Source organism: Streptomyces sp. NPDC025784, assembly GCF_055558435.1.
This window is the reverse complement of sequence record NZ_JBVHMN010000018.1, coordinates 65,724-90,323: the sequence shown is the minus strand read 5'-3', so window position 1 is coordinate 90,323 and position 24,600 is coordinate 65,724. Positions and strand designations below refer to the sequence as shown.

Here is a 24,600-nt window from a genome sequence, read left to right as displayed (position 1 = left end):
GCGCGCCCGCGGCCACCGCACCCGGCGCGGCGCGGGATGCGCGCGCTCGGTGCCGGACTGCTCGCCGCCGTGCTGCTCACCGGCTGCGCCCAGTCCGTCGACCCCATCGAGCGGCTGGGCAAGAAGGCGGCGCAGAAGGTACGGCCCCGGGAGGCGGCGTACCGCCGCTGGGGCCTCGCCACCCCGCTCGCCCGCCCGCCGCGCCCGCCCGCCCGGACCGTCGCGCGCCCCGCCGGCCCCGGACTGCCACCCGTCGTGGACCACGTCTCCACCCACGACCGAGTGGTCTTCCTGACCTACGACGACGGCGCCGAGCGTGATCCGCGCTTCGTCGACATGGTCCGTGAACTGCGGCTGCCGGTCAGCATGTTCCTCACGGACACCGTCGTCGGGCCTGGGTACGGGGACTTCGCCCGGCTCCGCGCGGTCGGCGTGAGCGTGCAGAACCACACCCTCGACCACGCCTCCCTGCGCGGCCTGCCCTATGTCGGCCAGCGCGCCGAGATCTGCGGCCAGCAGGACAAGCTCAAACAGCGCTTCGGCATCCGACCCCGGCTGCTGCGGCCCCCGTACGGCACCTACGACCACACCACGCTGCGCGCCGCCGCCGACTGCGGGGTCGCCGCCGTCGTGCTGTGGCGGGCCTCCATGCGGGCGGAAGGACTGAGGTACGAGCAGGGGCACGAGCTGCGGCCGGGCGACATCGTCCTGGCCCGGCCGGAGGACACCGGCGGAGTGACGCTCATCGACTCCACGACCCGCCTGCTGCGCCGTATCCAGGCGCAGGGATTCACGGTGGCCCGGCTGGAGGACTACCTCTGAGCTCCGCCTCAGGGACGGGGGAGCGGACGTGAACGCGCGCGGACGTGCGCCGAGGTTTTGCGGACATGTAAGCGCCGCGTTGGCACTCCGCTTGACCGAGTGCTAATCGCAGTCATAGTCTCGGCCCTGGCACTCCCCCCTGGAGAGTGCCAATAGCGACGGGCAGGTCCGGCACCCGCGACGACGGATCGACCTGGTCGCCACCTCAGACAGTTAACCCCGTGAGATCTCCGAAGGGGGAGGTCGGATCGTGACGACCGCCAGCTCCAAGGTTGCCATCAAGCCGCTCGAGGACCGCATTGTGGTCCAGCCGCTGGACGCCGAGCAGACCACGGCCTCTGGCCTGGTCATTCCGGACACCGCCAAGGAGAAGCCCCAGGAGGGCGTCGTCCTGGCCGTGGGCCCGGGCCGCATCGAGGACGGAAAGCGCGTCGAGCTCGACGTCACCGTCGGCGATGTCGTGCTGTACAGCAAGTACGGCGGCACCGAGGTGAAGTACAACGGCGAGGAGTACCTCGTCCTCTCGGCCCGCGACGTGCTCGCGATCGTCGAGAAGTAATTCACCCAGAATTGCAGTGAACTGCGCCCCTGGCCCCCGCGACGTCAACAAGCCGGGCGCCGGGGGCGCCGTTCGTTTCTCCCAGTTTTCCGAGAGGGCTGAACCGCTCCTATGGCGAAGATCCTGAAGTTCGACGAGGACGCCCGTCGCGCCCTTGAGCGCGGCGTCAACAAGCTTGCCGACACGGTCAAGGTGACGATCGGCCCCAAGGGCCGCAACGTCGTCATCGACAAGAAGTTCGGCGCCCCCACCATCACCAACGACGGTGTCACCATCGCCCGCGAGGTCGAGGTCGAGGACCCGTACGAGAACCTCGGCGCCCAGCTGGTGAAGGAGGTGGCGACCAAGACCAACGACATCGCGGGTGACGGTACGACCACCGCCACCGTGCTCGCCCAGGCGCTCGTGCGCGAGGGCCTGAAGAACGTCGCCGCGGGCGCCTCCCCGGCGCTGCTGAAGCGGGGCATCGACGCGGCCGTCAAGGCCGTCTCCGACGACCTGCTCGCCACCGCGCGCCCGATCGACGAGAAGTCCGACATCGCCGCCGTCGCCGCGCTGTCCGCCCAGGACCAGCAGGTCGGCGAGCTCATCGCCGAGGCGATGGACAAGGTCGGCAAGGACGGTGTCATCACCGTCGAGGAGTCCAACACCTTCGGTCTGGAGCTGGACTTCACCGAGGGCATGGCCTTCGACAAGGGCTACCTGTCGCCGTACTTCGTGACGGACCAGGAGCGCATGGAGGCCGTCCTCGAGGACCCGTACATCCTCATCCACCAGGGCAAGGTCAGCTCCATCCAGGACCTGCTGCCGCTGCTGGAGAAGGTCATCCAGTCCAACGCCTCCAAGCCGCTGCTGATCATCGCCGAGGACGTCGAGGGCGAGGCCCTCTCCACCCTCGTCGTGAACAAGATCCGTGGCACCTTCAACGCCGTCGCGGTGAAGGCCCCCGGCTTCGGTGACCGCCGCAAGGCCATGCTCGGCGACATCGCCACCCTCACCGGTGGTCAGGTCATCGCCGAGGAGGTCGGCCTCAAGCTCGACCAGGTCGGCCTGGACGTGCTGGGCACCGCCCGCCGCGTGACCGTCACCAAGGACGACACCACGATCGTCGACGGTGGCGGCAGCTCCGACGAGGTCGTCGGCCGCGTCAACCAGATCAAGGCCGAGATCGAGAACACCGACTCCGACTGGGACCGCGAGAAGCTCCAGGAGCGCCTCGCGAAGCTGGCCGGCGGCGTGTGCGTCATCAAGGTCGGTGCCGCCACCGAGGTCGAGCTCAAGGAGAAGAAGCACCGTCTGGAGGACGCCATCTCCGCGACCCGCGCCGCGGTCGAGGAGGGCATCGTCTCCGGTGGTGGCTCCGCGCTCGTCCACGCCGTGAAGGTCCTCGAGGACAACCTCGGCAAGACCGGCGACGAGGCCACGGGTGTCTCGGTCGTCCGCCGCGCCGCCGTCGAGCCGCTGCGCTGGATCGCCGAGAACGCCGGCCTGGAGGGCTACGTCATCACCTCCAAGGTCGCCGAGCTCGACAAGGGCCAGGGCTTCAACGCCGCGACCGGCGAGTACGGCGACCTGGTCAAGGCCGGCGTCATCGACCCGGTCAAGGTCACCCGCTCCGCCCTGGAGAACGCCGCCTCCATCGCCTCCCTGCTCCTGACGACCGAGACCCTGGTCGTCGAGAAGCCGGCCGAGGAGGAGGCCGACGCGGGCCACGGCCACGGCCACGGGCACGCCCACTGAGGCAACGCGCCGCACGGCGTGACGCCCCCGGCGTGACGTCGAGCAGTGCCTCGCGGAGGCCCCCGTTCCCGACAGGGAGCGGGGGCCTCCCGCGTTTCCGTTCGCCGGCCCCACCGGGGCCGGAGCCTCGCGTGGGCCGCGCGAGGTGTTCCGGGGGCCGCGGCTCCCTAGGTCTCCAGTGCGTCGAGCGCGCCGAGCTGGGCCATCAGTCCCAGCCGGTCGTACTGCCACCAGCCCTCGGCGATCTTCCCGTCCTCCTGGCAGCGGAAGACGGTCGTCCCCGTCATGGTGACCGTCGTCCCGCTCGGGGGGATCCCCATGAAGTCGCCGGTGTGGGTGCCGTTCCAGGTCCACCGCGTGCAGACGCGGTCGCCCTGGGCCAGCTGGTCGTCCACGGTGAAGGAGAAGTCGAACCCGCCCCGCCACATCTCGATCTCGCGCCGCATGGCGTCGAGGCCCAGGTTGTCCTGCTCGTTGGCGGGATCGTGGTCGTGGTAGTGCTCGACCATCAGGTCGTTGAGCGGCGGCAGGTCGCCCGCGGTGGCCACCGTGTCGAAGAACCGGCGGATGGTGGCCTCGTACAGCTGCTCGTCACGGATCACGTCCAGGTCCGTGAACGTCGGTGTCTCGTCGCAGAGGGCGACCATCTCCTGGAAGATCCTGTCGGTCTCCGGCAGGTTCGAGTTCCGCACCGCCTCCTCGTACGAGGCGAACTCCACGATCTCGATGAAGTGGGACGCGTCGGACCGGTCCTTGCCGATGACGCTGTGCGTCGCGGTCCGCTTCCCCCGGGTCTGCTCGACCCAGGTGTCCATCAGCCGGTTCATCTCGTCGAACCGGCTCGTCTTGCAGTCGATCAGTTGCACGAATGTCATGGCGCAGCCTCCCGGCCCACGTGGTCCGGATGAATGCGTCCATTTTAGTGAAGATCCCCCTCAACTGTCGTGGTTGAAGGGGATATCACCCGAGGGTGCGGACAGGCCCTAACGGCCCCGCCCAGCTCACTGCGGCCCGTACTTCCGCCCCGTCCTCGACGAGATCCCGCCGAGCAGCGCCCGCGGCGTCACCTTCACCACGCCCATCAGCGCCTTGTACCGCGGGTCCGGGATCGACAACGACTTGCCCCGGGCGAGGTCCGCGAGCGCCGCCGCCACCAGCTTGTCCGCGTCGAGCCACATCCACTTCGGGATGTTGTCCGTGCCCATCCCGGCGCGCTGGTGGAACTCGGTGCGCACGAAGCCGGGACACAGCGCCATCAGCCGCACGCCGCTGCCCGCGAGGTCCCGCGCCGCGCCCTGCGTGAACTGCACGACCCACGCCTTCGACGCGCCGTACGTGCCACGCGGCACGAACGCGGCCACCGAGGCGACGTTGACGACTCCGCCCCGGCCGCGCTCCCGCATCACCTCGGTCGCCGCCGACGTCAGCCGGAGCACCGCCTCGCAGTGCACCTTGAGCATCTTGAGCTCGTCCGCCATCGATACGTCCAGATAGCGGCCCTTGTTGCCGAAGCCCGCGTTGTTGACCAGGAGGTCGACCGGGTTCCTCCGGTCGCCGAGGCGCGTGGCGACCGCGTCGATGCCGCCGTCGGACGCCAGGTCCGCCGTCAGCACCTCCGCCTCGATGCCGTGCCGGTCGTGCAGTTCGGTGGCCTGCTCCTGCAGTCGCTTCGTGTCGCGCGCCACCAGAACGAGGTTGTGCCCGTCAGCCGCCAGGCGCCGCGCGAAGGCGGCACCGATCCCCGCGGTCGATCCCGTAATCAGAGCCGTTGTCATGGCGCAAGGTTAGTGACCTGGCCAGGCGTCCGGCGCCCGCCGCCGTCCAACGCTCGGCCACGCCCGAAGAGTTCCCCCTGCCGTGGCCCGCCCGCTACCGGTCGCCCTGGTCGGCCACATACTTCCGGGCCTTCGCCCGCGCCTCCGGGTGCAACGCGTCGCCGGCCGTCAACAGCCTTGGCAGCAGCTCCCGTTCGGTCGTCACGGCGCGGAACTGGAGGGCCACCGTGACGTCGTGGTCCGGCCGGTGCACGATCTCGATCGTGTCGCCCGGCCGGATCTCGCCGGGCTCGATCACCCGCAGATAGGCCCCGGGCGCGGCCTGTCGCGTGAAGCGCTTGACCCAGCCCTTCTCGCCGAGGTGCCCCTGGAAGGTGCGGCAGGGGATGCGTCCGCTGGTCACCTCCAGGACGACCTCGGAGCCGATGCGCCAGCGCTCGCCGATCCGCGCGCCGGAGACGTCCAGCCCCTCGGTCGTGAGGTTCTCGCCGAACACGCCGTTGCGCAGCGGCCGGCCGAGCTCGCGCTCCCAGTCGTCGAGGTCCTCGCGGGCCACCGCGTACACCGCCTGGTCGTCGCCGCCGTGGTGGCGCCCGTCGCAGACCGCGTCCCCGGCGAGTCCGCTGCCGCCGATCGACTTGGGGCCGGGCGCGGTGACACGCACGGCACCGTCCACCGGCTGCTTGTCGATGCCGGTCAGGCCCTCCGGCTGGTCGGTGTACGCGACGGCCTGTGCCCGGCCCAGATTCAGCGACAGAAGCTTCATGCCCTCCACGCTAGGCGACCACGGCCAAAGCGTCGACGCAGTATTGGCGGCGGCCCCCAAGGCTCGCTTATGCTCGGAGGGTGATCGAGGCCCGTCATCTCCGTGTCCTGCGCGCCGTCGCCGCCACCGGCTCCTTCTCCGCGGCCGGGCGCGAGCTGGGCTGCACCCAGCCGGCCGTCAGTCAGCAGATGAAGGCGCTGGAGGCCTCCGTCGGCACCCCTCTGCTGATCCGCACCGGTCGTGAGATGCGCCTGACCGAGGCGGGCGAGGCGCTGGTCAAGCACGCCGTGAGCATCCTGTCCGGTCTCACGGCCGCCGAGGAGGAGGTCGCCGCGATCGCCGGCCTGCGTGCCGGGCGGGTCCGGCTCGTGTCCTTCCCCAGCGGGAGCTCCACCCTTGTGCCGACCGCCCTCGCCGCACTGCGCGCCGCGCACCCGGGGACCCGGGTCTTCCTGGAGGAGGCCGAACCGCCGGAGTCCGTGGAGAAGCTCCGGGACGGCGACTGCGACATCGCGCTGGCCTTCCGCTACGAGGGCACGGGCGGTGAGGAGTGGGACGACCTCGTCGTCCGCCCGCTGCTGACGGACCGGCTCGTCGCGCTGGTGCCCGAGCGTCACCGTCTGGCCGCGGCCGGGTCGGTGGCCATCGGCGAGTTCGCGGGCGAGTCGTGGATCGCGGGCTGCCCGCGCTGCCGCGGACAGTTGGTCGAGGTGTGCCGGGGCGCGGGCTTCGAGCCTCGCATCGACTTCGCCACCGACGACTACCCGGCCGTGGTCGGTCTCGTGGGCGCGGGCCTCGGCGTCGCGGTCCTCCCGGAACTGGCAATCGAGTCCGTCCGGCCCAAGCGGGCCCGCACGGTGACGGTGGAGCCGCCGGTGCGGCGCGAGATCGTCGCCCTCACGCTGCCGGATCTGGCGCAGGTGCCCGCGGTGGCGGCGACGCTCGACCGGCTGGCGCGAGCCGCCGCCCGCTGACGGGCGGTCGCGGACCTCGGGCCGCATGTCGGCGTGCACGCCGATACAGGGGCACGCGTACGCGCGCCCGGGGTGAAGAAACGTTCCTTCAGTTGTTCGAAGCGTGACTGCTTCCACCGGCCGATGCCGAGACCAGCCGGTTGCGCGCCCGCCCCATGAGCTCTTCGCGCTCGTCCTCGGTCAGTCCGCCCCACACGCCGTACGGCTCGCGCACCGCCAGCGCGTGTGCCGCGCACTCGGCGCGTACCGGGCATCTCATGCAGACCTCTTTGGCCGAGTTCTCGCGAGCGCTCCGTGCCGCACCACGCTCGCCCTCCGGGTGGAAGAAGAGCGAGCTGTCGACCCCGCGGCAGGCCGCGAGGAGCTGCCAGTCCCAGAGGTCCGCGTTCGGACCGGGAAGGCGGGAGAAATCTGCCATTGCGTGTCCCCTTGTTGCCGTTCTGGGCTGCTATGCCCCACCGACCGTACATCTACGATCTAAGGAGATGAAAATATGACTCATTGCGAATCTAGCCGCAGACACCAACAAATGGGAAGAAATCGGTCTAAATGGGGCATAGGTTGTGATGAAACATTGAGGGTCCGTTGTGCATGTCTGCACCGTGTCCGCACCCTCACGTACAGTGCCGAAGACGACGGAGTGCCCCGTAACTCTTTCGAGTGACCATCGTTGAGAGTGCGGAGGCGGTTGAAGGAACAAGCGCTCGGGCAGACGGCAGAATCCGTCGGCGAGTGTCGACCGCACAGGTGACGATTCGTACCAGCCTGGAGGCTCAAGGTGACGCGCATCAGCTGCGGAGGACGGCCATGACATCCGTCCTCGTCTGCGACGACTCCCCGCTTGCCCGAGAGGCGCTCCGCCGCGCGGTGGCGACCGTGCCCGGCGTCGAGCGTGTGACGACGGCGGCCAACGGCGAGGAAGTCCTCCGCCGCTGGGGCGCCGACCGTTCGGACCTCATTCTGATGGACGTACGCATGCCCGGACTGGGCGGCGTGGAGACCGTCCGGCGGCTGCTGTCCGCCGACCCCGGTGCGCGCATCATCATGCTCACCGTCGCCGAGGACCTGGACGGTGTGGCGCTCGCCGTCGCCGCCGGCGCCCGCGGCTATCTGCACAAGGACGCCTCGCGTGCCGAACTGCGCGCCACCGTGACGCAGGCGCTCGCCGACCCCACCTGGCGGCTCGCGCCGCGCAGACTGCGTTCGGCCGAGATGGGCGCCGCGCCCACCCTCACCGCGCGGGAGATCCAGGTCCTTGAGGGCATGAGCCACGGCCGCTCCAACGCCGAGATCGGCCGCGAACTGTTCCTCTCCGAGGACACGGTCAAGACGCACGCCCGGCGGCTCTTCAAGAAGCTCGGCGCCTCGGACCGCGCGCACGCCGTGGCGCTCGGTTTCCGGTGGGGTCTGGTTCGCTAGGTGAGCCGCCCCGAGGGTATGACGGCGGCAGCCCCCGCCCGCTCGACGGCGGGCGGGGCCGGGCCCTCAGAGAGATCCTCTTCGGTGCCCGATCCCCGTTTCCCGGCGGATGCCGCATCCTTGAGGTGTGGAGTTCCTCGGGGACAGGTCGGTCGAGCGAAAGGGGAGGGCGCAGGAGATGAGTTCCGGCGCACCTGCTCATAACGCTTCGGTGCACAACTATGGACGCGGTGCCACGGAACGGACGACGCCGAGGCACCATGGACCGATGCGCGAAGACGAGACGACGGTGATCGGCGCGCTCGTCCATCGCGCGGTCGACGGCGACGAGCAGGCCACGCACGACCTGCTCGCCCACGTACACCCACTCGCGCTGCGCTACTGCCGCACCCGTCTGTCCCGGCTTCCGGGCGACGCGCGGCACTTCGTGGAGGACCTGGCGCAGGAGGTCTGCGTCGCCGTTCTCCTCGCGCTGCCGCGCTACAAGGACACCGGGCGCCCCTTCGAGGCGTTCGTCTTCGCCATCGCCGCGCACAAGGTCGCCGACCTCCAGCGCGCCGCGATGCGCCACCCCGGCTCGACGGCCGTCCCCTCGGACGAGATGCCCGAGCGCCCCGACGACTCCCTCGGTCCCGAGGAGCGCGCCCTGCTCAGCAGTGACGCCGAATGGGCCAAGAAGCTCCTGGCCAACCTCCCCGAGAACCAGCGCGAGCTGTTGCTGCTGCGCATCGCGGTGGGCCTGACGGCCGAGGAGACGGGCCAGATGTTGGGAATGTCACCCGGGGCCGTGCGAGTGGCCCAGCACCGGGCGCTCAGCCGTCTGCGGGCGCTCGCGGAGCAGTAGCGGTCCGTCGGCGCGGCGCGCGCCGCGCGCCGCGGTCGGCGGGCTTTCCCGTCGCACAGGTGCGAAGGGCGACGGGAGCGGAGGGAGGTGGCCCGCTGTCCGTGCCCCCGACCGGACCCGTGATGAACGTCGAGGTCACCGGACCCGTACGAACATACGAAGCCGAAGCGCACCCTCAACCGTGGAATGAGAGAGCCGTGCTTCCCGTTAGCATGGACATCCGCACCGATCAAGGCCATTTGGGGAAGGTGTCATGACTGCCAACGTCGACGGAGTGCCCGCCAAATTCGCGACACTCGGGCTGACCTACGACGACGTGCTGCTGCTGCCGGGCGCGTCGGACATGGCGCCCGACCAGATCGACACCGCCTCGTACATCTCGAAGAACGTGCGGGTGAACATCCCGCTGCTCTCCGCAGCCATGGACAAGGTGACCGAGTCCCGCATGGCGATCGCGATGGCGCGCCAGGGCGGTGTCGGCGTCCTCCACCGCAACCTGTCCATCGAGGACCAGGCCAACCAGGTCGACCTGGTCAAGCGTTCCGAGTCCGGCATGGTGACCGACCCGATCACGGTGCACCCGGACGCGACGCTCGCCGAGGCCGACGCGATCTGTGCCAAGTTCCGCATCTCCGGGGTGCCCGTCACCGACGGCGGCGGCAAGCTCCTGGGCATCGTCACCAACCGCGACATGGCCTTCGAGACCGACCGCTCGCGTCAGGTCCGCGAGGTCATGACTCCGATGCCGCTGGTCACCGGCAAGGTCGGCATCTCCGGCCAGGACGCCATGGAGCTGCTGCGGCGCCACAAGATCGAGAAGCTGCCGCTCGTCGACGACTCCGGTGTCCTCAAGGGCCTCATCACGGTCAAGGACTTCGTGAAGGCCGAGAAGTACCCGAACGCCGCCAAGGACGCCGAGGGCCGGCTGCTCGTCGGCGCGGCCGTCGGTGTGGCCGGTGACGCCTTCGAGCGCGCCCAGGCCCTCATCGAGGCGGGTGTCGACTTCATCGTCGTCGACACCGCGCACGGTCACTCCCGCCTCGTCGGCGACATGGTCGCCAAGATCAAGTCGAACTCGTCCGGCGTCGACGTCATCGGCGGCAACATCGCCACCCGGGACGGTGCCCAGTCGCTCATCGACGCGGGCGTCGACGGCATCAAGGTCGGTGTCGGCCCCGGCTCCATCTGCACCACCCGCGTCGTCGCCGGCATCGGCGTGCCGCAGGTGACGGCGATCTACGAGGCGTCGCTCGCCGCCAAGGCGGCCGGCGTCCCGGTCATCGGCGACGGCGGCCTGCAGTACTCCGGCGACATCGCCAAGGCGCTGGTCGCGGGCGCCGACACGGTGATGCTGGGCTCGCTGCTCGCCGGCTGCGAGGAGTCCCCGGGCGAGCTGCTGTTCATCAACGGCAAGCAGTTCAAGTCGTACCGCGGCATGGGCTCCCTGGGCGCCATGCAGTCCCGCGGCGAGCAGCGCTCCTTCTCCAAGGACCGCTACTTCCAGGAGGGCGTCGCCTCCGACGAGAAGCTCGTGCCCGAGGGCATCGAGGGCCAGGTGCCCTACCGGGGCCCGCTCTCCGCGGTCGTCCACCAGCTGGTCGGCGGCCTGCGCCAGTCGATGTTCTACGTCGGCGGGCGCACCGTCCCCGAGCTCCAGGAGCGCGGCCGGTTCGTCCGGATCACCTCGGCGGGCCTCAAGGAGAGCCACCCGCACGACATCCAGATGACGGTCGAGGCGCCGAACTACAGCCGCAAGTAACCCGTACGGCACCGATGGGCCCCCACGCGCGCGTGGGGGCCCATCGTCGTCCACACGCGCGTGGACACGCGCCGATCCGTGTCCCGAGGGCGGTCCCGGAGGTTCCGGGGCCGCCCCCGGCGTGGGCGTCGGGGATACTGGGAGGCGCAGAAGCGAAGAGGGAAAGGCCACACACGTGACTGAGATCGAGATCGGGCGCGGCAAGCGCGGCCGCCGGGCGTACGCCTTCGACGACATCGCCGTCGTCCCGAGCCGCCGTACGCGGGACCCGAAGGAGGTCTCGATCGCCTGGCAGATCGACGCCTACCGCTTCGAGCTGCCGTTCCTGGCCGCCCCGATGGACTCGGTCGTCTCCCCGGCCACCGCGATCCGCATCGGCGAGCTGGGCGGCCTGGGTGTCCTCAACCTCGAAGGCCTCTGGACGAGGTACGAGGACCCGCAGCCGCTGCTCGACGAGATCGCCGAGCTGGACGCGGACACCGCGACCCGCCGCATCCAGGAGATCTACGCGGCTCCCATCAAGGAGGAGCTGATCGGGCAGCGCATCAAGGAGGTGCGCGACTCCGGCGTCGTCACCGCCGCGGCCCTGTCCCCGCAGCGCACGGCCCAGTTCTCCAAGGCCGTCGTGGACGCGGGCGTGGACATCTTCGTCATCCGCGGCACCACGGTCTCCGCCGAGCACGTCTCGGGCGCCTCCGAGCCGCTGAACCTGAAGCAGTTCATCTACGAGCTCGACGTCCCGGTGATCGTCGGCGGCTGCGCCACGTACACGGCGGCCCTGCACCTCATGCGCACCGGCGCGGCGGGTGTCCTCGTCGGCTTCGGCGGCGGCGCCGCGCACACCACGCGCAACGTCCTGGGCATCCAGGTGCCCATGGCCACCGCGGTCGCGGACGTCGCCGCGGCCCGCCGCGACTACATGGACGAGTCCGGCGGCCGGTACGTGCACGTCATCGCGGACGGCGGCGTCGGCTGGTCCGGCGACCTCCCCAAGGCGATCGCCTGCGGCGCCGACTCGGTGATGATGGGCTCCCCGCTCGCGCGCGCGACCGACGCGCCGGGCCGCGGCCACCACTGGGGCATGGAGGCGGTCAACGAGGAGCTGCCGCGCGGCAAGAAGGTGGACCTCGGCACCGTCGGCACCATCGAGGAGGTCCTCACGGGCCCCTCGCACACCCCCGACGGCTCGATGAACTTCTTCGGCGCCCTCCGCCGCGCCATGGCCACCACCGGCTACAGCGAGCTCAAGGAGTTCCAGCGCGTCGAGGTGACGGTCGCGGACTCCCAGCACAAGCGGTAGGCCGCACCCGGCCGAAGACGAAGGGCCCGTCCACCGTGAGGTGGACGGGCCCTTTCGACTGCCCGGCGTCCGGTTCAGCCGCCCGTCAGCAGCTCGGCGACGCCGGCGAGCACGAGGATCACGCCGCACAGACCGACGACTGCCCCGACCACGCGGAAACCGCGGGCGGTGATCCACTTGTCGGGCGGGTCGAAAGTGCCGGCCGCGGCGGCGCGCAGCTCATGATTGCGCTGCTGGTGGGCCTCCAGCGCCGCGGACGGGCCCCGGACGTCGAAGGCGACCCAGCCTCCGCCCGTCATGGCCGTGACACCGAAGACCATGAGGAAGAGAGGGAAGGGCACCGTCAGACCCCGGCCTTACGGGTGCTGGAGAAGGCGACGTACGCCGCGATCGCGAAGAAGACGAACGTCAGCGGGTCGGCCTCGGCCTTCCATGCCTCCTGGACCACGTCGAAGTGGTCGAAGAAGACCTCGTTGAAGCCGACACCGAGGTCCTTGGCGCCGATCATGGCCTCGCCGACGAGCTGGCCGAGGTAGATCGAGGCGACGGACAGGATCACGCTGGCGACCGGCAGGATCTGGTTGCGGCCACCGACACGGCCCGCGGCGAGGCCGACGAGGAAGCCGACGCCGACCGCGGCCCAGCCGATCTCGTGCTTGGTCAGACCGATGATGGCGCCGTAGACGCCCGCGGCGACCAGCGCGGCGACGAAGGCGGCGGCCAGGCCGAGCGCCAGGTTGTCGCGCACCGGAGCGGCCGGCGCCACCGGGGCGACCGGGAAGCCCGGCTGGGGCGCGCCCTGCGGGTCACCCTGCCCGGGGGCGGGCGCCTGACCGGCGTACGGGTTGTTGTCGAGCGGCGGGCCGGACGGCGGCGGAGTCGACTGACTCATGTGGTTCCCCCCAGGGAATGCGGGCGCACCTGTGGTGTGCGCAAGACGTGGGAGCACACCTGTGGGCGCCCGGGACCCGGGCGCACCTGTGTGCGAGAGCTGCCGCACAGTAGCAGGCCCGAGTGACCGGGTGGGAGGGGATTACCGGGAGGTCAGAGGCGGTGCGCCGCTCCTGTCGGGGTCGCTCCCCGCGTGTCCAGGAGGAGTTGGGCCTTCACGGACAGACCTTGCAGGTCGTAGGTGCGGTGCTGCTGGATCAGGATCGTCAGGTCGGCGTCGGCCGCGGCCTCGTAGAGGGAGTCGGCGCGTGGCACGGGCCGGTCCAGGACGCTCCACGCCGGCACGTAGGGGTCGTGATAGCTGACGGATGCGCCGAGTTCCATCAGCCGGACCGCGATCTCGTTGGCCGGGGCGCCCTGTTGGTCGACGACATCCGCCTTGTAGGTGACGCCGAGGAGGAGCACGCGTGCGCCGCGGACCGATTTCCCGTGCTCGTTGAGGAGCGTGGCGGCGCGCTGGATGACGTACTGCGGCATCTGGTCGTTGACCTGCCGCGCCAGTTCGACCATCCGCAGGGTGCGCCCCGTGTGGCCGCCGAGGTCCTGGGCCGTGCCGTGCCCGCCGACACCGGGGCCCGGACGGAACGCCTGGAAGCCGAAGGGCTTCGTCTCGGCGCACCGGATGACGTCCCACAGGTCGACGCCCAGACTGTGGCAGAGCACCGCCATCTCGTTGACGAGCGCGATGTTGACGTGGCGGTAGTTGGTCTCCAGCAGCTGCACGGTCTCGGCCTCGCGTGGTCCACGCGCGCGAACCACCTTGTCGGTGAGGCGGCCGTAGAAGGCGGCGGCCGACTCGGTGCAGGCGGGGGTCAGGCCGCCGATGACCTTCGGTGTGTTGGCGGGCGTGAAGTCGCGGTTGCCGGGGTCGACCCGGCCGGGAGAGTACGCGAGGAAGAAGTCGCGCCCCGCGCGCAGCCCCGAACCCTCTTCGAGCAGAGGACGCAGGAAATCCTCGGTGGTTCCGGGGTACACGGGTGATTCCAGGATCACCGTGGTGTGCGGGCGCAGCCGGGTGGCCAGGGTGCGGGCGGCGGCCTCCACCTGGCCGAGGTCGGGGCCGCCGTCCGCACCTCGCGGGGTCGGCGCACAGATGACCGCGGTGCGCACCCGGCCCAGTTCGGCCGGGTTGGTGGTCGGCCGGAAGCCCCCCGCGAGCATCCGGCGCAGCTCGGCCGGGGTGAGGGGGCCGCTTTCCGGCCCCGTTCCGTAGCCGAGTGTGGGGATGCCGACGGCCACGGCGGCCTGGGCCAGGGGCAGGCCGAGATGACCGAGTCCGATGACGGCGAGATCTGCGGGCATGGAGTGGGCCGTCCTTCCCAGTAGCCGAAGCGGGACAGGTGCGCAAGCCCGGTGGACAGAACGAGCGAGTGCAATGTCACACTAGGAGTAAATATGACCGATTTGCTGGATTGTTTGGCTGAGATTCCCTGCGCGTCGTCGAGAGTTGTCCACAGGCTGAGGAGCGGACGGTGGCCGAAGCAGGACATCGCGGTCAGACTTGAGGGCGGGGAGACGCGGGCCCGGTCTCGCCGGACAGGTGCGGCCAGCGCGACGGACAGCGGGAGGCAGCGATGAGGACAGCGACACTGGGGCCGGCCGAGCGTGCCGAGGCACTGGCGGGGATGGCCGAGCGCGAGCTGGACGTGCTGGTCGTGGGCGCGGGTGTGGTCGGCGCGGGCACCGCGCTCGACGCCGTGACACGCGGCCTGTCCACGGGCCTGGTCGAGGCCCGTGACTGGGCGTCAGGCACGTCCAGCAGGTCCAGCAAGCTGATCCACGGTGGGCTGCGCTATCTGGAGATGCTCGACTTCGCCCTGGTCCGCGAGGCCCTCAAGGAGCGCGGCCTCCTGCTCGAACGGCTCGCACCGCACCTCGTGAAGCCCGTCCCGTTCCTCTACCCGCTCCAGCACAAGGGCTGGGAGCGGTTCTACGCGGGCTCGGGCGTCGCGCTCTACGACGCCATGTCGCTCGCCCGGGGCCACGGCCGCGGCCTGCCCAGGCACCGTCACCTGAGCCGCCGACAGGCCCTGCGCGTCGCACCCGCCTTGAAGAAGGACGCCCTGGTCGGCGCCCTGCAGTACTACGACGCGCAGATGGACGACGCCCGCTATGTCGCCACCCTGGTCCGCACCGCCGCGTCGTACGGCGCGAAGGTCGCCAACCGCGCCCGCGTCACCAGCTTCCTGCGCGAGGGCGAACGGGTCGTCGGCGCCCGCGTCCAGGACGTCGAGGGCGGCGGGGAGTACGAGATCCGCGCCAAGCAGGTCGTCAACGCGACGGGCGTGTGGACCGACGACACCCAGGCGATGGTCGGGGAGCGCGGCCAGTTCCACGTGCGGGCCTCCAAGGGCATCCACCTGGTCGTGCCGAAGGACCGGATCAACTCGACGACGGGCCTGATCCTGCGCACCGAGAAGTCCGTCCTCTTCGTGATCCCCTGGGGCCGGCACTGGATCGTCGGCACCACGGACACCGACTGGGACCTCGACAAGGCCCACCCCGCCGCGTCCAGCGCCGACATCGACTACCTCCTGGAACACGTGAACTCGGTGCTGGCGGTCCCGCTCACCCGCGACGACGTCCAGGGCGTCTACGCGGGCCTGCGGCCGCTGCTCGCCGGGGAGTCGGACGCCACCAGCAAGCTCTCGCGCGAGCACACCGTGGCCCACCCCGTGCCCGGGCTCGTCGTCGTGGCCGGCGGCAAGTACACGACGTACCGGGTGATGGCCAAGGACGCGGTGGACGAGGCGGTGCACGGCCTCGACCAGCGGGTCGCCGAGTGCGTCACCGAGGAGACGCCGCTGCTCGGGGCCGAGGGCTATTACGCCCTGTGGAACGCGCGGGCGCGGATCGCGCAGCGCACCGGAATCCATGTGGTGCGCGTCGAGCACCTGTTGAACCGGTACGGGTCGCTCGCCGAGGAGCTCCTCGACCTCATCGCCGAGGACCCCTCCCTGGGTGAGCCCCTGGCGGCCGCCGAGGACTACCTCCGCGCCGAGATCGTCTACGCCGCCTCGCACGAGGGCGCCCGGCACCTCGACGACGTCCTGACGCGGCGCACCCGCATCTCCATCGAGACCTTCGACCGCGGCACCCGCAGCGCCCGCGAGGCCGCCGAGCTGATGGCCCCGGTCCTCGGCTGGGACAAGGACCAGATCGAGCGCGAGGTCGAGCACTACGAGAAGCGCGTCGAGGCCGAGCGGGAGTCGCAGCGGCAGCCCGACGACCTGACGGCGGACGCGGCGCGGCTCGGAGCGCCGGACATCGTGCCGCTGTAGACCACGCTCGTCACTCGAACGAGTGTCGGGAGTGGGGATCTTTGTCCGGAATCCAGTCGTTCTACGAGATGCGGGGGCAGAACTCGGCCGCGAGCAGCGCGGGTTCGAGGCCGGGATCTGTCAATCCGTCCGTGTTCACCCGGAAGGTGAGGGCGTGACGGCCGTCGACGGTGGCCGCGGTGCGCACGTAGCTGCCGCTGATCCGGCCGTTGTGCCCCCACACCGTGACGCCGCACGACAGCTTCACGGGGAACAGCCCCATGCCGTACGAGCCGTGTGCGGTGCTGGTGCTGCGCATCTCGCGCAGCAGACGCGGGGGCAGCAGGTCACCGCCGAGCAGGGCCGCGTAGAAGCGGTTCAGGTCGGCGAGGGTGCTGACCAGCTCGCCCGCCGCGCCCGCCACGCGCGGGTCGAGCGCGGTGACGTCCGACCCGTCCGCGGCGAACGCCCGGCCGTGCGGCGCGGGAAGGGAGCGGCGGCTTCCCGGGAAGGACGTTCCGGACAGACCGAGGGGGACGATGATGCGCCGCTCCGCCTCGGCGGCGTAGGAGTGGCCGGTTACCTGCTCGACGACCAGGCCGAGCAGTACGTAGTTGGTGTTGGAGTAGACGAAGCGGCCGCGGTCGGCCGGAGGGTGGGTGAGCGCGATGTGTACGGCCTGAAGCGGGGTGACGGGGACGGTGCCCCCGGTGTCCGCGGTGAAGTCGTGCAGGCCGCTGGTGTGCGTCAGCAGGGCACGCAGGGTCAGTTCGCGACCGTCGTTGCCGGCGCCGCGCACCAGACCGGGAAGGTGGTCGTCCACGGTGTCGGACAGGGACAGACGGTGCTCGGCGGCGAGTTGCAGGACGACCGTCGCGATGAACGTCTTGGTGACACTGCCCGCCCGGAAGTGGTCGGAGCGCGCTATCGCGCCACCGGTGGTGGCGAAGCGCGTGCCGGACTCCTCGCGGGCCAGCAGAGCGGCGGCCGGGGCCCCGCCCCGGGTGACGAGACGGGCGAGCGCGGCGTTCGTCGCGGCCGCGACAGGACTTCCGGAAGGGATCGAGGGGCTGGTCGGCGAGCTCGCCGGAGCCTGGTCCGGCAGGTCGGCCGGGAGCAGCAGGAACAGCGCCAGGGACACGGGTATGGCCAGGAGTGTCCGAGGTGTCCGGCGCGCAGGCATCGGCGGTCCTTCCTTGTCGCGGTCCATCATGCGGGACGTCGTCCCGCGGGTCTGCGGCGGTCCCGGCCCGAGTGACGTCGCGGTCGCCGGGCCGTCGTCGCGTGAGAGGCACCCTGGGCGCTGAGCGCTTGTCGGGTGAGGGACAATGGAGGCTCTGTCAGGGCGGGTTGCATGAGGGGACGCATGTCGGAGGCGGAGCGGGCGGGAGCATCCCGTCAGGACAAGAGCGAACGTCTCCTCGCCGGGCGGTACCGGCTGGGGGATGTTCTCGGCCGCGGCGGCATGGGCACGGTGTGGCGGGCCAAGGACGAGACCCTGGGCCGCACGGTCGCCGTCAAGGAGCTGCGGTTCCCGTCGAGCATCGACGAGGAGGAGAAGCGACGGCTGGTCACGCGCACATTGCGTGAGGCCAAGGCGATCGCCCGGATCCGCAACAACGGCGCGGTGACGGTCTTCGACGTGGTCGACGAGGACAACAGGCCCTGGATCGTGATGGAGCTCATCGAGGGCAAGTCGCTCGCCGAGGTCATCCGCGAGGACGGGCTGCTCACGCCGCGACGCGCCGCCGAAGTGGGTCTGGCGATACTCGACGTGCTGCGCTCGGCGCACCGTGAGGGCATCCTGCACCGGGACGTGAAGCCGTCGAACGTGCTGATCTCCGACGACGGCCGGGTCGTGCTGACCGACTTCGGCATCGCCCAGGTCGAGGGCGACCCGTCCATCACCTCGACCGGCATGCTCGTCGGGGCCCCTTCCTACATCTCGCCGGAGCGGGCCCGCGGGCACAAGCCCGGCCCCGCGGCCGACCTGTGGTCGCTGGGCGGTCTGCTGTACGCGTCGGTGGAGGGCGTTCCTCCGTACGACAAGGGTTCCGCGATCGCGACGCTCACCGCGGTGATGACCGAGCCGGTCGAGCAGCCGAAGAACGCGGGCCCCCTGGAGAGCGTGATCTACGGCCTGCTGGCCAAGGACCCCGCGCAGCGGCTCGACGACGCGGGCGCGCGCTCCCTGCTCAACGAGGTGCTGCACACGCCCGAGCCGAAGAAGGCGGAGCCGGAGCCGGCCGACGCGACGAAGGTCGTGGCCCTGCCGCCGGTGCCCGACGAGGAACCCGGCAAGGGACGTTCGGGCGGAACCTCGGGCAAGCGGGGCGAGGAGGCCGGGGACCGGCTGCGTGGAGCGCTGCGTTCCGTGCGCAAGGCCGCCTCGGCCGCCGGAGCCGCCACCGCGGCGGCGACGGCGCGTGCGAAGGAGTCCGCCGGTACGACGGGGAGTCGGCGAGCGGCCTCCGCCGGTGCCGGCGCGGCCACCTCGTCGTCGCCCTCGGCGCCGGTGTCCGGGAAGACCCCCGGTGCCGGTGCGGCTCCCGCCGGGAAGGCGGGGGCTCGTGACGGAGCGTCGTCGGATTCCGGTTCGGCGGCGGGCGCGGGAGCGGCGGGCTCGGCCGGCGGCGTCTCCGGGTCGGGCTGGCCGGTGGCTCCGGAGCGGCCGCCGCGGCCGGCGCCGCGGGCGTCGCTCACCGATGTCGTACCGCGCCGGACGCTGGTGATCGTCGCGGTGCTCGTGGCGCTGGCCGTGCTCGGCACCGTGCTGGCGCTCACGCTCGGCGGCGGGGACGACGAGGGGGCGAAGGGCGGCAAGAGCGGCGACACCAAGTCGGCCGCCTCCAGCGGTGTGACCGCGGGCGGCAGCGGCAGCGACGACAAGGACAAGGGCGGCGCCGCCCACACGGACAGCGACGACAAGTCGGACAAGGGCAAGGGCTCCGACGAGGACGGGAACGCGGACGACACGTCGGACCCGTCGGCGAGCGCGGAGGCCCCGTCGGGCGGGTCGGACGGCGGCAAGGAGTCGGACTCCACGGCCGTGTCGAAGTACAAGAGCGCGCAGGGCTTCTCGATCGGGCTTCCGAAGGGATGGAAGTACCAGTCCACGGGGGCCGCGGGTACCCGCTTCACCGGCCCCGACGGTCAGAAGCTCCTCGTCGGCTGGACGACGACGCCGAAGGACGACCCGGTCGCGGACTGGAAGAACCAGGAGCGGTACATGGTGCGCTCGCAGTACCAGCGGGTGCGCATAGAGCAGGTGGACTATCGCGGCTGGAACACGGCCGACTGGGAGTTCACCTACTCGGAGGGCGGCACCAAGTACCGGTCCATCGACCGCGGGTTCGTCGTCAACTCGCATCAGGGATATGCCCTGATGTACACGGCGAAAGCGGCCGACTGGGGCAGCGATCTGCGCAAGGACACCTGGAAGACGCTGACCAAGACGTTCCAGCCGAAGTCGTGACGTACCGCTCACCGGTGTGACGTTCTGCCACGGATGGTGGCCCTGAGATCTCGCATCCCCGCTTGCGGGTTGCCTCCGGCACGTATCGTGAGTGGTTGCGGACCGTACGAAGCCGTAACGGAACGCAAGGCGAACGGAATTGACCAACCGATCGGCCGGGGGAGGCATCGTGGACGACTATGCGGGACGGGTCCTCGCCGACCGCTACCGGCTGCCGCTGCCCCCGTCCGACGAGTACGAGTTCGCCGAGTCCCGCGCCTTCGACACCTACAGCGGGCAGGAAGTCCTGGTACGCCAGGTGCCGTTGCCGGAGGTCGTCGAGGCCGAGGTGCTCGACGCGGACGGCCTGCCCGAGGGGTTCGTGGCCCGGGACGGCGGGGCACGGCGGGCGTCCACGCGGACCACCCGCCGGCCCACCGAACCGGCCGTGCGCAGGGCCATCGAGGCCGCCCAGGCCGCCGCGCAGATCCCGGACCATCCCCGGCTCGACCAGGTCTTCGACGTGTTCGCCGAGGGCGGGTCGCTGTGGATAGTGAGCGAGCTGGTGCCGGCCAGGCCCCTGGCCGCACTGCTCGCCGAGAAGCCGCTGAGCCCGTACCGCGCCGCCGAGGTCGCCTCGGACGTCCTCACCGCGCTGCGCGCCCTGCACGCGCACGGCTGGGTGCACCGCAACATCACCGTGCGCACGGTGCTCGTCTGCGACGACGGCCGGGTCATGCTGACCGGTCTCGCCGCGGGGGCCGCCGAGGAAGCGCTGTGCGGGTACGACCCGGTGCCCGCCCGCGAGGACGTCGGCGCCGGACCCGCGCCGGGGACCGGAGCCGACGGCACCGGTCAGGCGGGGAACGGACCGGCAGGGCACGGCGGTCCGGAGGGCGCGGACGCCTCGCGCGGTGGCGTGGGACCCGGCACGCGGGGAACGCCCCGGGGTGCCGGAGGCCGCGGACCCGGCGGTCCCGCTTCCGGGAACGGCGGTGTGCCCGGCGTCGCCGTGGCCGCCTCGTCCGGAGCCGACTCCGAGGCGGCGCGACGGGCCGCGATCGAGGCACGGGCGGAGCACGGCACGTCCCTTCCGGGGATGCCTGGAGCGGCCGCGGCGGGCACCGGCCCGCGGGCGCTCGAAGCGGGCGGCCCAGGAGCGGGCGGACCCGGCGGCGACATCCGGGCGGCGCGGGCAGGAGCCATCGCCGCGTACCGTGCCGGGGCGCGCGCCGCGGCACGCGTCCAGGAGGAGCAGCGGGGCGACCGGTTCGCGCTCCCGGCGCCCAGGCCCGCGGAGCACCCCGGACAGCCCGACACCCAGGTGCCGGGGAACCCCGGCCCGCACGAGGCCGGACACGGCGGACCGCCCCGGTTGCCGGGCCAGGGCGTGGAGCGCCCCCACACCGCACCTCCCGGTCAGATCGCCGATCCGTACGGCGTCGGAGGGCGCGGCAGCCGGCACGGCGCACAGCCGCGAGGCGGGTCCCTCGGCGGCGACGGCCGGCAGGGCGCGCTCCCCGGAGGCGCGTACGGCGGGGCGGTCGCACGGAGCGGCCTGCCCGCGCTCGCACCCGGACAGCAGACCTCCGCCGCCGGGCAGGGCGGCGGCCCCGGTGTACCCGCGCAGACCCACGGCATCCCTCGGGGCGCGGACGCCGGCCGGGCACCCGGTGACGGACGTACGCAGGGCCGTTCCTTCGGAATCGAGGCCGGACCGGGGCAGGGCCCGCAGGCGCGGGACGTGCAGGCAGGAGGCGGCGGCTGGGGCGAGCTCGTCGGCGCCGCGCCCTCGCGTCGCGGGCCCGGCACGGCGCTCGCCGCGGAGCGGGCCCGGCAGGCCCGGATGGCCGTGGTCGGCCCCGTGACCGAGCGGTGGGCTCCCGAACAGGCCGGCCCCGTCCACGAGAACTGGCAGCTGGCGGCGCCGATCGGCCCCGCGACCGACCTGTGGGCGCTGGGCGCGCTGCTCTTCCGCGCCGTGCAGGGCCACGCGCCCTACCCGGAGGAGAACACCGCCGAGCTGGTGCACCTGGTGTGCGCGGAGCCGCCCGCGTTCGCCGAGGAGTGCGGGCCGCTGAGGCCCGTCGTGGAGTCGCTGCTGCGCCAGGACCCCACCGAGCGCCTCGACTTCGAGGAGCTGCGCGGCTGGTTGCGGTCCTTGGTGCGGTCCGCGCCGGAACCGGAGGCCGGTGCACATGTCGTCGCGGCACCCCCCGTCGACCCGAGCCGGCTGCCGATCGTGCGGCGCCGGGGCGAGCTCGTCCGCAGGCGCCGCGCCGGGCTGCCCGCGACCAGTCCGCACGCCCGCCACAAGCGCGCCAGACAGGACCGGACGGCGAAACCCCGCCGCCTCGGCCGGAACCTGCTCCTGCTGGTCCTGCTCCTGCTGGCCGCCGCGATCGCGTACGCCATGGTCTTCATGCCCAAGGCCGACCGGTCCGGCGGTCCGGCGGGTGAGCGGACCGGCTCCGCCGGGGACGTCGCGTCCCCGACCGACACCGGCGGCGACGCGAAGGCGAGCAGTGAACCACGCCCCGACCAGACCTCCCCGGGCACGGACAAGAGTCCGTCGGGGGCGTCCAGTTCGGCGGCCTCGCCGAACCCGGACGACCCGGACGTCGCCCGGGGCTTCACCCTCCGTAAGGACCCCGAGGGATTCCGGGTCGCCGTGGCGAGCGGCTGGGACCGCACACCGAAGAACGGCCGCAGTCAGGTCGTCTACTCGCAGGGCGACTTCGAGCTCATCGTGGTGCCCGGCCGGGACGGCACGGGGACGTACGGCAGCGACCCGATGACGTATCAGCGGGAGAGCGAGAAGGAGTTGCAGCCGTTCCGGGACTCGACCTGGGCGACGTCCAGCGGGATGCGGCGCATCGACGTGGGCGGACGGGCCATGGCCGAGGGCCAGTTCACCTGGCAGGACTCCCAGGGCCGCTCCCTGTACGTCCGCAACCTGGCGATCCTCGTCGGCGGGCGCTACCACGTCGTGCAGGTACGCGGCCCCGAGGCCGAGCGGGACGAGGTGACCCGCCTGTACGAGCAGGCGTCGCAGACCTACCAAGTCACCGGCTGAGCACGGACCGTACGGGCGTCCGGCCTCTGAACACCGGTGTGCGCAGGCGAGAGGCGTGAACACCGGATGGTTCCCTTCCGTACACGGAAGGGAGAACCGTCACAGTGCGGTCTCCGTACGACCCCGCTTGTTCCCTGCGCGGGGGCCGCTCTTTAGTCTGACCCTGTCAAGACCATTGCGGGGAAACGTGAATCAGATGCAGGGCCTGCTCCTCGCGGGCCGCTACCGGCTTGTCGACTCCATCGGCAGCGGTGGCATGGGGCGGGTGTGGCGCGCACACGACGAGGTGCTGCACCGCGCGGTCGCGGTCAAAGAGCTGACCGCCGCGCTGTACGTCGCCGAGGGCGACCTGGCCCGGCTGCTCGCCCGCACCCATGCGGAGGCGCGGGCCGCCGCCCGGATCAACCACTCGGCCGTCGTCACCGTGCACGACGTCCTGGAGCACGACAACCGTCCGTGGATCGTCATGGAGCTGGTCGAGGGCAACTCGCTGGCCGACGAGGTCAAGGAGCAGGGCCGTGTCGAACCCGCCGAGGCGGCCCGGATCGGCCTGTGGGTGCTCCGCGCGCTGCGGGCCGCCCACGCCGCCGGCGTACTCCACCGTGACGTCAAACCGGGCAACGTCCTGCTGTCCGCCGACCGGCGCGTCCTGCTGACCGACTTCGGCATCGCACAGGTCGAGGGCGACACGACCATCACGCGCACCGGCGAGATCGTCGGTTCCGTGGACTATCTGGCGCCCGAGCGGGTCCGTGGACACGACCCCGGGCCCTCCTCCGACCTGTGGGCACTCGGCGCGACGCTGTACACGGCGGTGGAGGGACGGTCGCCGTTCCGGCGCACCTCGCCCATCAGCACCATGCAGGCCGTCGTCGAGGAGGAACCCGCCGAACCGGTCAACGCGGGTGCGCTGGGGCCCGTCCTCGCCGCGCTGCTGCGCAAGGATCCGGTCGAGCGGCCCAGCGCGGCGCAGGCCGAGCAGATGCTCGTCGAGGTGGCGGCGGGACGACTGCCGAGTGCAGCGCGGTCGTATGCGCCGACGGGGCAGGCGGGGTACGACACCGTGGAGACGGGGACCGGCACCGGTACCCGCGCGCAGACGGCCCCCGTCACGCAGTATCCGCCGGTGACGAACGGGCCCGTGCCCGCGCCGCCGAAGCGGCACCGCCTGCGTACGTTCGCTCTGGTCGTCGCCCTCGCGGCGAGCGTCGGCGGGGGTGTCGCGGTCGCGCTGCAGCAGTTCGGCACGGGCAGCCCCGGCGACTCCGCCTCTGTGTCGTCGACTCCGAGCGACAGTGTCACGCCGAGCGACAAAGGTGGTCAGGGCGCGGTTCCCGCCGGTTGGGAGCGGCGCAACGACCCGGTGGGCTTCAGCATCTCCCTGCCCAAGGGGTGGAAGCGGTCCGTCTCCATCGACCAGGACGGCCTCCGGCAGGTCGACTACTCGCCGGACAAGGGCAAGCACCTCGTGCGGGTCGCCGTCGACACCGCGCCGGACTTCCGCACCTCGTACGAACACATGAGCTACTTGGAGCAGCGGGTCTCAGGGCGGCTGCAGGACTACGAGCAGCTGAGACTCAAGGAAGAGCTTTTCCGCGACCTGCCGGGTGTCCGCTGGGAGTACACGTGGAACGCGCTGGCCAAGGACGGGCCGCACTACTTCCCGGGGCCCTACCGTGCGATCGACGTCGGGTACATGGACGGTGACGGCACCGAGTACGCCATCTACGCGGCCTCGCCGGCCGACGACTGGACCACCACCAGAAAGCAGTTCGACTGGATCCTGCGGGGCTTCCAGGAGGGTTGATCCTGGTGGAACAGGAAAGGGCGCCGGCCGAGGCCATCAACGGCCTCTGCGGAATGACCTGCCCGCCGTCCGAGCGGCGGGCAGGTGCGGATGT

Annotated in this window: 20 protein-coding genes; 12 read left to right on the top strand and 8 right to left on the bottom strand. The window is 71.6% G+C overall.

Annotated elements, in window-relative coordinates:
* Positions 1–36: 36 nt before the first annotated feature.
* From ACZ4IF_RS33030 to groL, 3 genes are all read left to right on the top strand, one after another.
* Entirely contained in the window at positions 37–822 is a 786-nt protein-coding gene (locus tag ACZ4IF_RS33030; protein WP_467569542.1) for a polysaccharide deacetylase family protein, read from the top strand.
* A 250-nt stretch (positions 823–1,072) separates the two neighbouring features.
* Positions 1,073–1,381: a co-chaperone GroES gene (gene groES, locus ACZ4IF_RS33025; protein WP_028805404.1), complete on the top strand. Its 309-nt coding sequence runs from the start codon at positions 1,073–1,075 to the stop codon at positions 1,379–1,381.
* Positions 1,382–1,492: 111 nt separating this feature from the next.
* The gene (gene groL / locus ACZ4IF_RS33020) at positions 1,493–3,121 is read left to right on the top strand and encodes a chaperonin GroEL (protein WP_095936085.1); all 1,629 of its coding nucleotides are present in this window, start codon (positions 1,493–1,495) and stop codon (positions 3,119–3,121) included.
* A 167-nt stretch (positions 3,122–3,288) separates the two neighbouring features.
* On the opposite strand, the gene ACZ4IF_RS33015 is transcribed toward groL, so the two are convergent.
* The 3 genes from ACZ4IF_RS33015 to ACZ4IF_RS33005 form a co-directional block, all read right to left on the bottom strand.
* On the bottom strand, positions 3,289–3,996 hold the full coding sequence (locus ACZ4IF_RS33015) for an ester cyclase (RefSeq protein ID WP_467569538.1): 708 nt from the start codon (positions 3,994–3,996) through the stop codon (positions 3,289–3,291).
* A 126-nt stretch (positions 3,997–4,122) separates the two neighbouring features.
* Positions 4,123–4,896 (bottom strand): SDR family NAD(P)-dependent oxidoreductase, encoded by a 774-nt coding sequence (locus ACZ4IF_RS33010; RefSeq protein ID WP_467569535.1) that lies wholly within the window; start codon positions 4,894–4,896, stop codon positions 4,123–4,125.
* 94 nt (positions 4,897–4,990) lie between these two features.
* Entirely contained in the window at positions 4,991–5,662 is a 672-nt protein-coding gene (locus tag ACZ4IF_RS33005) for an MOSC domain-containing protein (protein WP_467569532.1), read from the bottom strand.
* Between the two features lie 80 nt (positions 5,663–5,742).
* Here ACZ4IF_RS33005 and ACZ4IF_RS33000 point away from each other — a divergent pair, with 80 nt between their 5' ends.
* Complete coding sequence (locus ACZ4IF_RS33000; protein ID WP_467569529.1) at positions 5,743–6,636, top strand: LysR family transcriptional regulator; 894 nt, start codon at positions 5,743–5,745, stop codon at positions 6,634–6,636.
* A gap of 88 nt (positions 6,637–6,724) precedes the next feature.
* Here the strand turns inward: ACZ4IF_RS33000 and ACZ4IF_RS32995 are convergent, their stop codons facing one another.
* A complete protein-coding gene (locus ACZ4IF_RS32995; RefSeq protein ID WP_028805398.1) occupies positions 6,725–7,054 on the bottom strand; it encodes a WhiB family transcriptional regulator in 330 nt (109 codons plus the stop codon).
* Between the two features lie 389 nt (positions 7,055–7,443).
* Here ACZ4IF_RS32995 and ACZ4IF_RS32990 point away from each other — a divergent pair, with 389 nt between their 5' ends.
* The 4 genes from ACZ4IF_RS32990 (at position 7,444) to ACZ4IF_RS32975 (ending at position 11,958) form a co-directional block, all read left to right on the top strand.
* Positions 7,444–8,055, top strand: coding sequence for a response regulator transcription factor (locus ACZ4IF_RS32990; RefSeq protein WP_003948568.1), 612 nt, complete (start codon positions 7,444–7,446; stop codon positions 8,053–8,055).
* A 268-nt stretch (positions 8,056–8,323) separates the two neighbouring features.
* On the top strand, positions 8,324–8,899 hold the full coding sequence (locus tag ACZ4IF_RS32985) for a sigma-70 family RNA polymerase sigma factor (RefSeq protein ID WP_028805397.1): 576 nt from the start codon (positions 8,324–8,326) through the stop codon (positions 8,897–8,899).
* A 253-nt stretch (positions 8,900–9,152) separates the two neighbouring features.
* Positions 9,153–10,658 (top strand): IMP dehydrogenase, encoded by a 1,506-nt coding sequence (gene guaB, locus ACZ4IF_RS32980; protein WP_467569525.1) that lies wholly within the window; start codon positions 9,153–9,155, stop codon positions 10,656–10,658.
* Positions 10,659–10,833: 175 nt separating this feature from the next.
* On the top strand, positions 10,834–11,958 hold the full coding sequence (locus ACZ4IF_RS32975; protein ID WP_028805395.1) for a GuaB3 family IMP dehydrogenase-related protein: 1,125 nt from the start codon (positions 10,834–10,836) through the stop codon (positions 11,956–11,958).
* A gap of 74 nt (positions 11,959–12,032) precedes the next feature.
* On the opposite strand, the gene ACZ4IF_RS32970 is transcribed toward ACZ4IF_RS32975, so the two are convergent.
* The 3 genes from ACZ4IF_RS32970 to ACZ4IF_RS32960 all read right to left on the bottom strand — a co-directional run bounded on the left by ACZ4IF_RS32970 (position 12,033) and on the right by ACZ4IF_RS32960 (position 14,211).
* Positions 12,033–12,299 (bottom strand): hypothetical protein, encoded by a 267-nt coding sequence (locus tag ACZ4IF_RS32970; protein WP_467569522.1) that lies wholly within the window; start codon positions 12,297–12,299, stop codon positions 12,033–12,035.
* 2 nt (positions 12,300–12,301) lie between these two features.
* Positions 12,302–12,850 carry a hypothetical protein gene (locus tag ACZ4IF_RS32965; RefSeq protein WP_467569519.1) on the bottom strand — a complete coding sequence of 183 codons (549 nt, stop codon included), beginning with the start codon at positions 12,848–12,850 and terminating at the stop codon, positions 12,302–12,304.
* Between the two features lie 152 nt (positions 12,851–13,002).
* Complete coding sequence (locus ACZ4IF_RS32960; protein ID WP_467569517.1) at positions 13,003–14,211, bottom strand: nucleotide sugar dehydrogenase; 1,209 nt, start codon at positions 14,209–14,211, stop codon at positions 13,003–13,005.
* A 272-nt stretch (positions 14,212–14,483) separates the two neighbouring features.
* On the opposite strand from ACZ4IF_RS32960, the gene ACZ4IF_RS32955 reads away from it, so the two are divergent.
* Positions 14,484–16,190 carry a glycerol-3-phosphate dehydrogenase/oxidase gene (locus ACZ4IF_RS32955; protein ID WP_095936094.1) on the top strand — a complete coding sequence of 569 codons (1,707 nt, stop codon included), beginning with the start codon at positions 14,484–14,486 and terminating at the stop codon, positions 16,188–16,190.
* Between the two features lie 61 nt (positions 16,191–16,251).
* Here ACZ4IF_RS32955 and ACZ4IF_RS32950 read toward each other — a convergent pair whose 3' ends face one another.
* Entirely contained in the window at positions 16,252–17,352 is a 1,101-nt protein-coding gene (locus ACZ4IF_RS32950; protein ID WP_467569514.1) for a serine hydrolase domain-containing protein, read from the bottom strand.
* Positions 17,353–17,535: 183 nt separating this feature from the next.
* On the opposite strand from ACZ4IF_RS32950, the gene ACZ4IF_RS32945 reads away from it, so the two are divergent.
* From ACZ4IF_RS32945 to ACZ4IF_RS32935, 3 genes are all read left to right on the top strand, one after another.
* Positions 17,536–19,644, top strand: coding sequence for a serine/threonine-protein kinase (locus ACZ4IF_RS32945; RefSeq protein ID WP_467569749.1), 2,109 nt, complete (start codon positions 17,536–17,538; stop codon positions 19,642–19,644).
* A 169-nt stretch (positions 19,645–19,813) separates the two neighbouring features.
* Entirely contained in the window at positions 19,814–22,699 is a 2,886-nt protein-coding gene (locus ACZ4IF_RS32940) for a protein kinase (RefSeq protein ID WP_467569511.1), read from the top strand.
* Positions 22,700–22,895: 196 nt separating this feature from the next.
* Positions 22,896–24,506, top strand: a complete 1,611-nt coding sequence (locus ACZ4IF_RS32935) for a serine/threonine-protein kinase (RefSeq protein ID WP_467569747.1) — start codon at positions 22,896–22,898, stop codon at positions 24,504–24,506.
* Positions 24,507–24,600: the final 94 nt, after the last annotated feature.

What these genes read in the sequence shown, in the direction of transcription:
- ACZ4IF_RS32965 (WP_467569519.1), bottom strand. Translation starts at nt 12,850, where the DNA reads ATGAGTCAGTCGACTCCGCCGCCGTCCGGCCCGCCGCTCGACAACAAC.
- ACZ4IF_RS33015 (WP_467569538.1), bottom strand. Translation starts at nt 3,996, where the DNA reads ATGACATTCGTGCAACTGATCGACTGCAAGACGAGCCGGTTCGACGAG.
- ACZ4IF_RS32950 (WP_467569514.1), bottom strand. Translation starts at nt 17,352, where the DNA reads ATGCCTGCGCGCCGGACACCTCGGACACTCCTGGCCATACCCGTGTCC.
- ACZ4IF_RS32990 (WP_003948568.1), top strand. Translation starts at nt 7,444, where the DNA reads ATGACATCCGTCCTCGTCTGCGACGACTCCCCGCTTGCCCGAGAGGCG.
- ACZ4IF_RS32935 (WP_467569747.1), top strand. Translation starts at nt 22,896, where the DNA reads ATGCAGGGCCTGCTCCTCGCGGGCCGCTACCGGCTTGTCGACTCCATC.
- guaB (WP_467569525.1), top strand. Translation starts at nt 9,153, where the DNA reads ATGACTGCCAACGTCGACGGAGTGCCCGCCAAATTCGCGACACTCGGG.
- ACZ4IF_RS32960 (WP_467569517.1), bottom strand. Translation starts at nt 14,211, where the DNA reads ATGCCCGCAGATCTCGCCGTCATCGGACTCGGTCATCTCGGCCTGCCC.
- ACZ4IF_RS33010 (WP_467569535.1), bottom strand. Translation starts at nt 4,896, where the DNA reads ATGACAACGGCTCTGATTACGGGATCGACCGCGGGGATCGGTGCCGCC.
- ACZ4IF_RS32955 (WP_095936094.1), top strand. Translation starts at nt 14,484, where the DNA reads ATGAGGACAGCGACACTGGGGCCGGCCGAGCGTGCCGAGGCACTGGCG.
- ACZ4IF_RS33005 (WP_467569532.1), bottom strand. Translation starts at nt 5,662, where the DNA reads ATGAAGCTTCTGTCGCTGAATCTGGGCCGGGCACAGGCCGTCGCGTAC.
- groL (WP_095936085.1), top strand. Translation starts at nt 1,493, where the DNA reads ATGGCGAAGATCCTGAAGTTCGACGAGGACGCCCGTCGCGCCCTTGAG.
- ACZ4IF_RS32945 (WP_467569749.1), top strand. Translation starts at nt 17,536, where the DNA reads ATGTCGGAGGCGGAGCGGGCGGGAGCATCCCGTCAGGACAAGAGCGAA.
- ACZ4IF_RS32995 (WP_028805398.1), bottom strand. Translation starts at nt 7,054, where the DNA reads ATGGCAGATTTCTCCCGCCTTCCCGGTCCGAACGCGGACCTCTGGGAC.
- ACZ4IF_RS32985 (WP_028805397.1), top strand. Translation starts at nt 8,324, where the DNA reads ATGCGCGAAGACGAGACGACGGTGATCGGCGCGCTCGTCCATCGCGCG.
- ACZ4IF_RS33030 (WP_467569542.1), top strand. Translation starts at nt 37, where the DNA reads ATGCGCGCGCTCGGTGCCGGACTGCTCGCCGCCGTGCTGCTCACCGGC.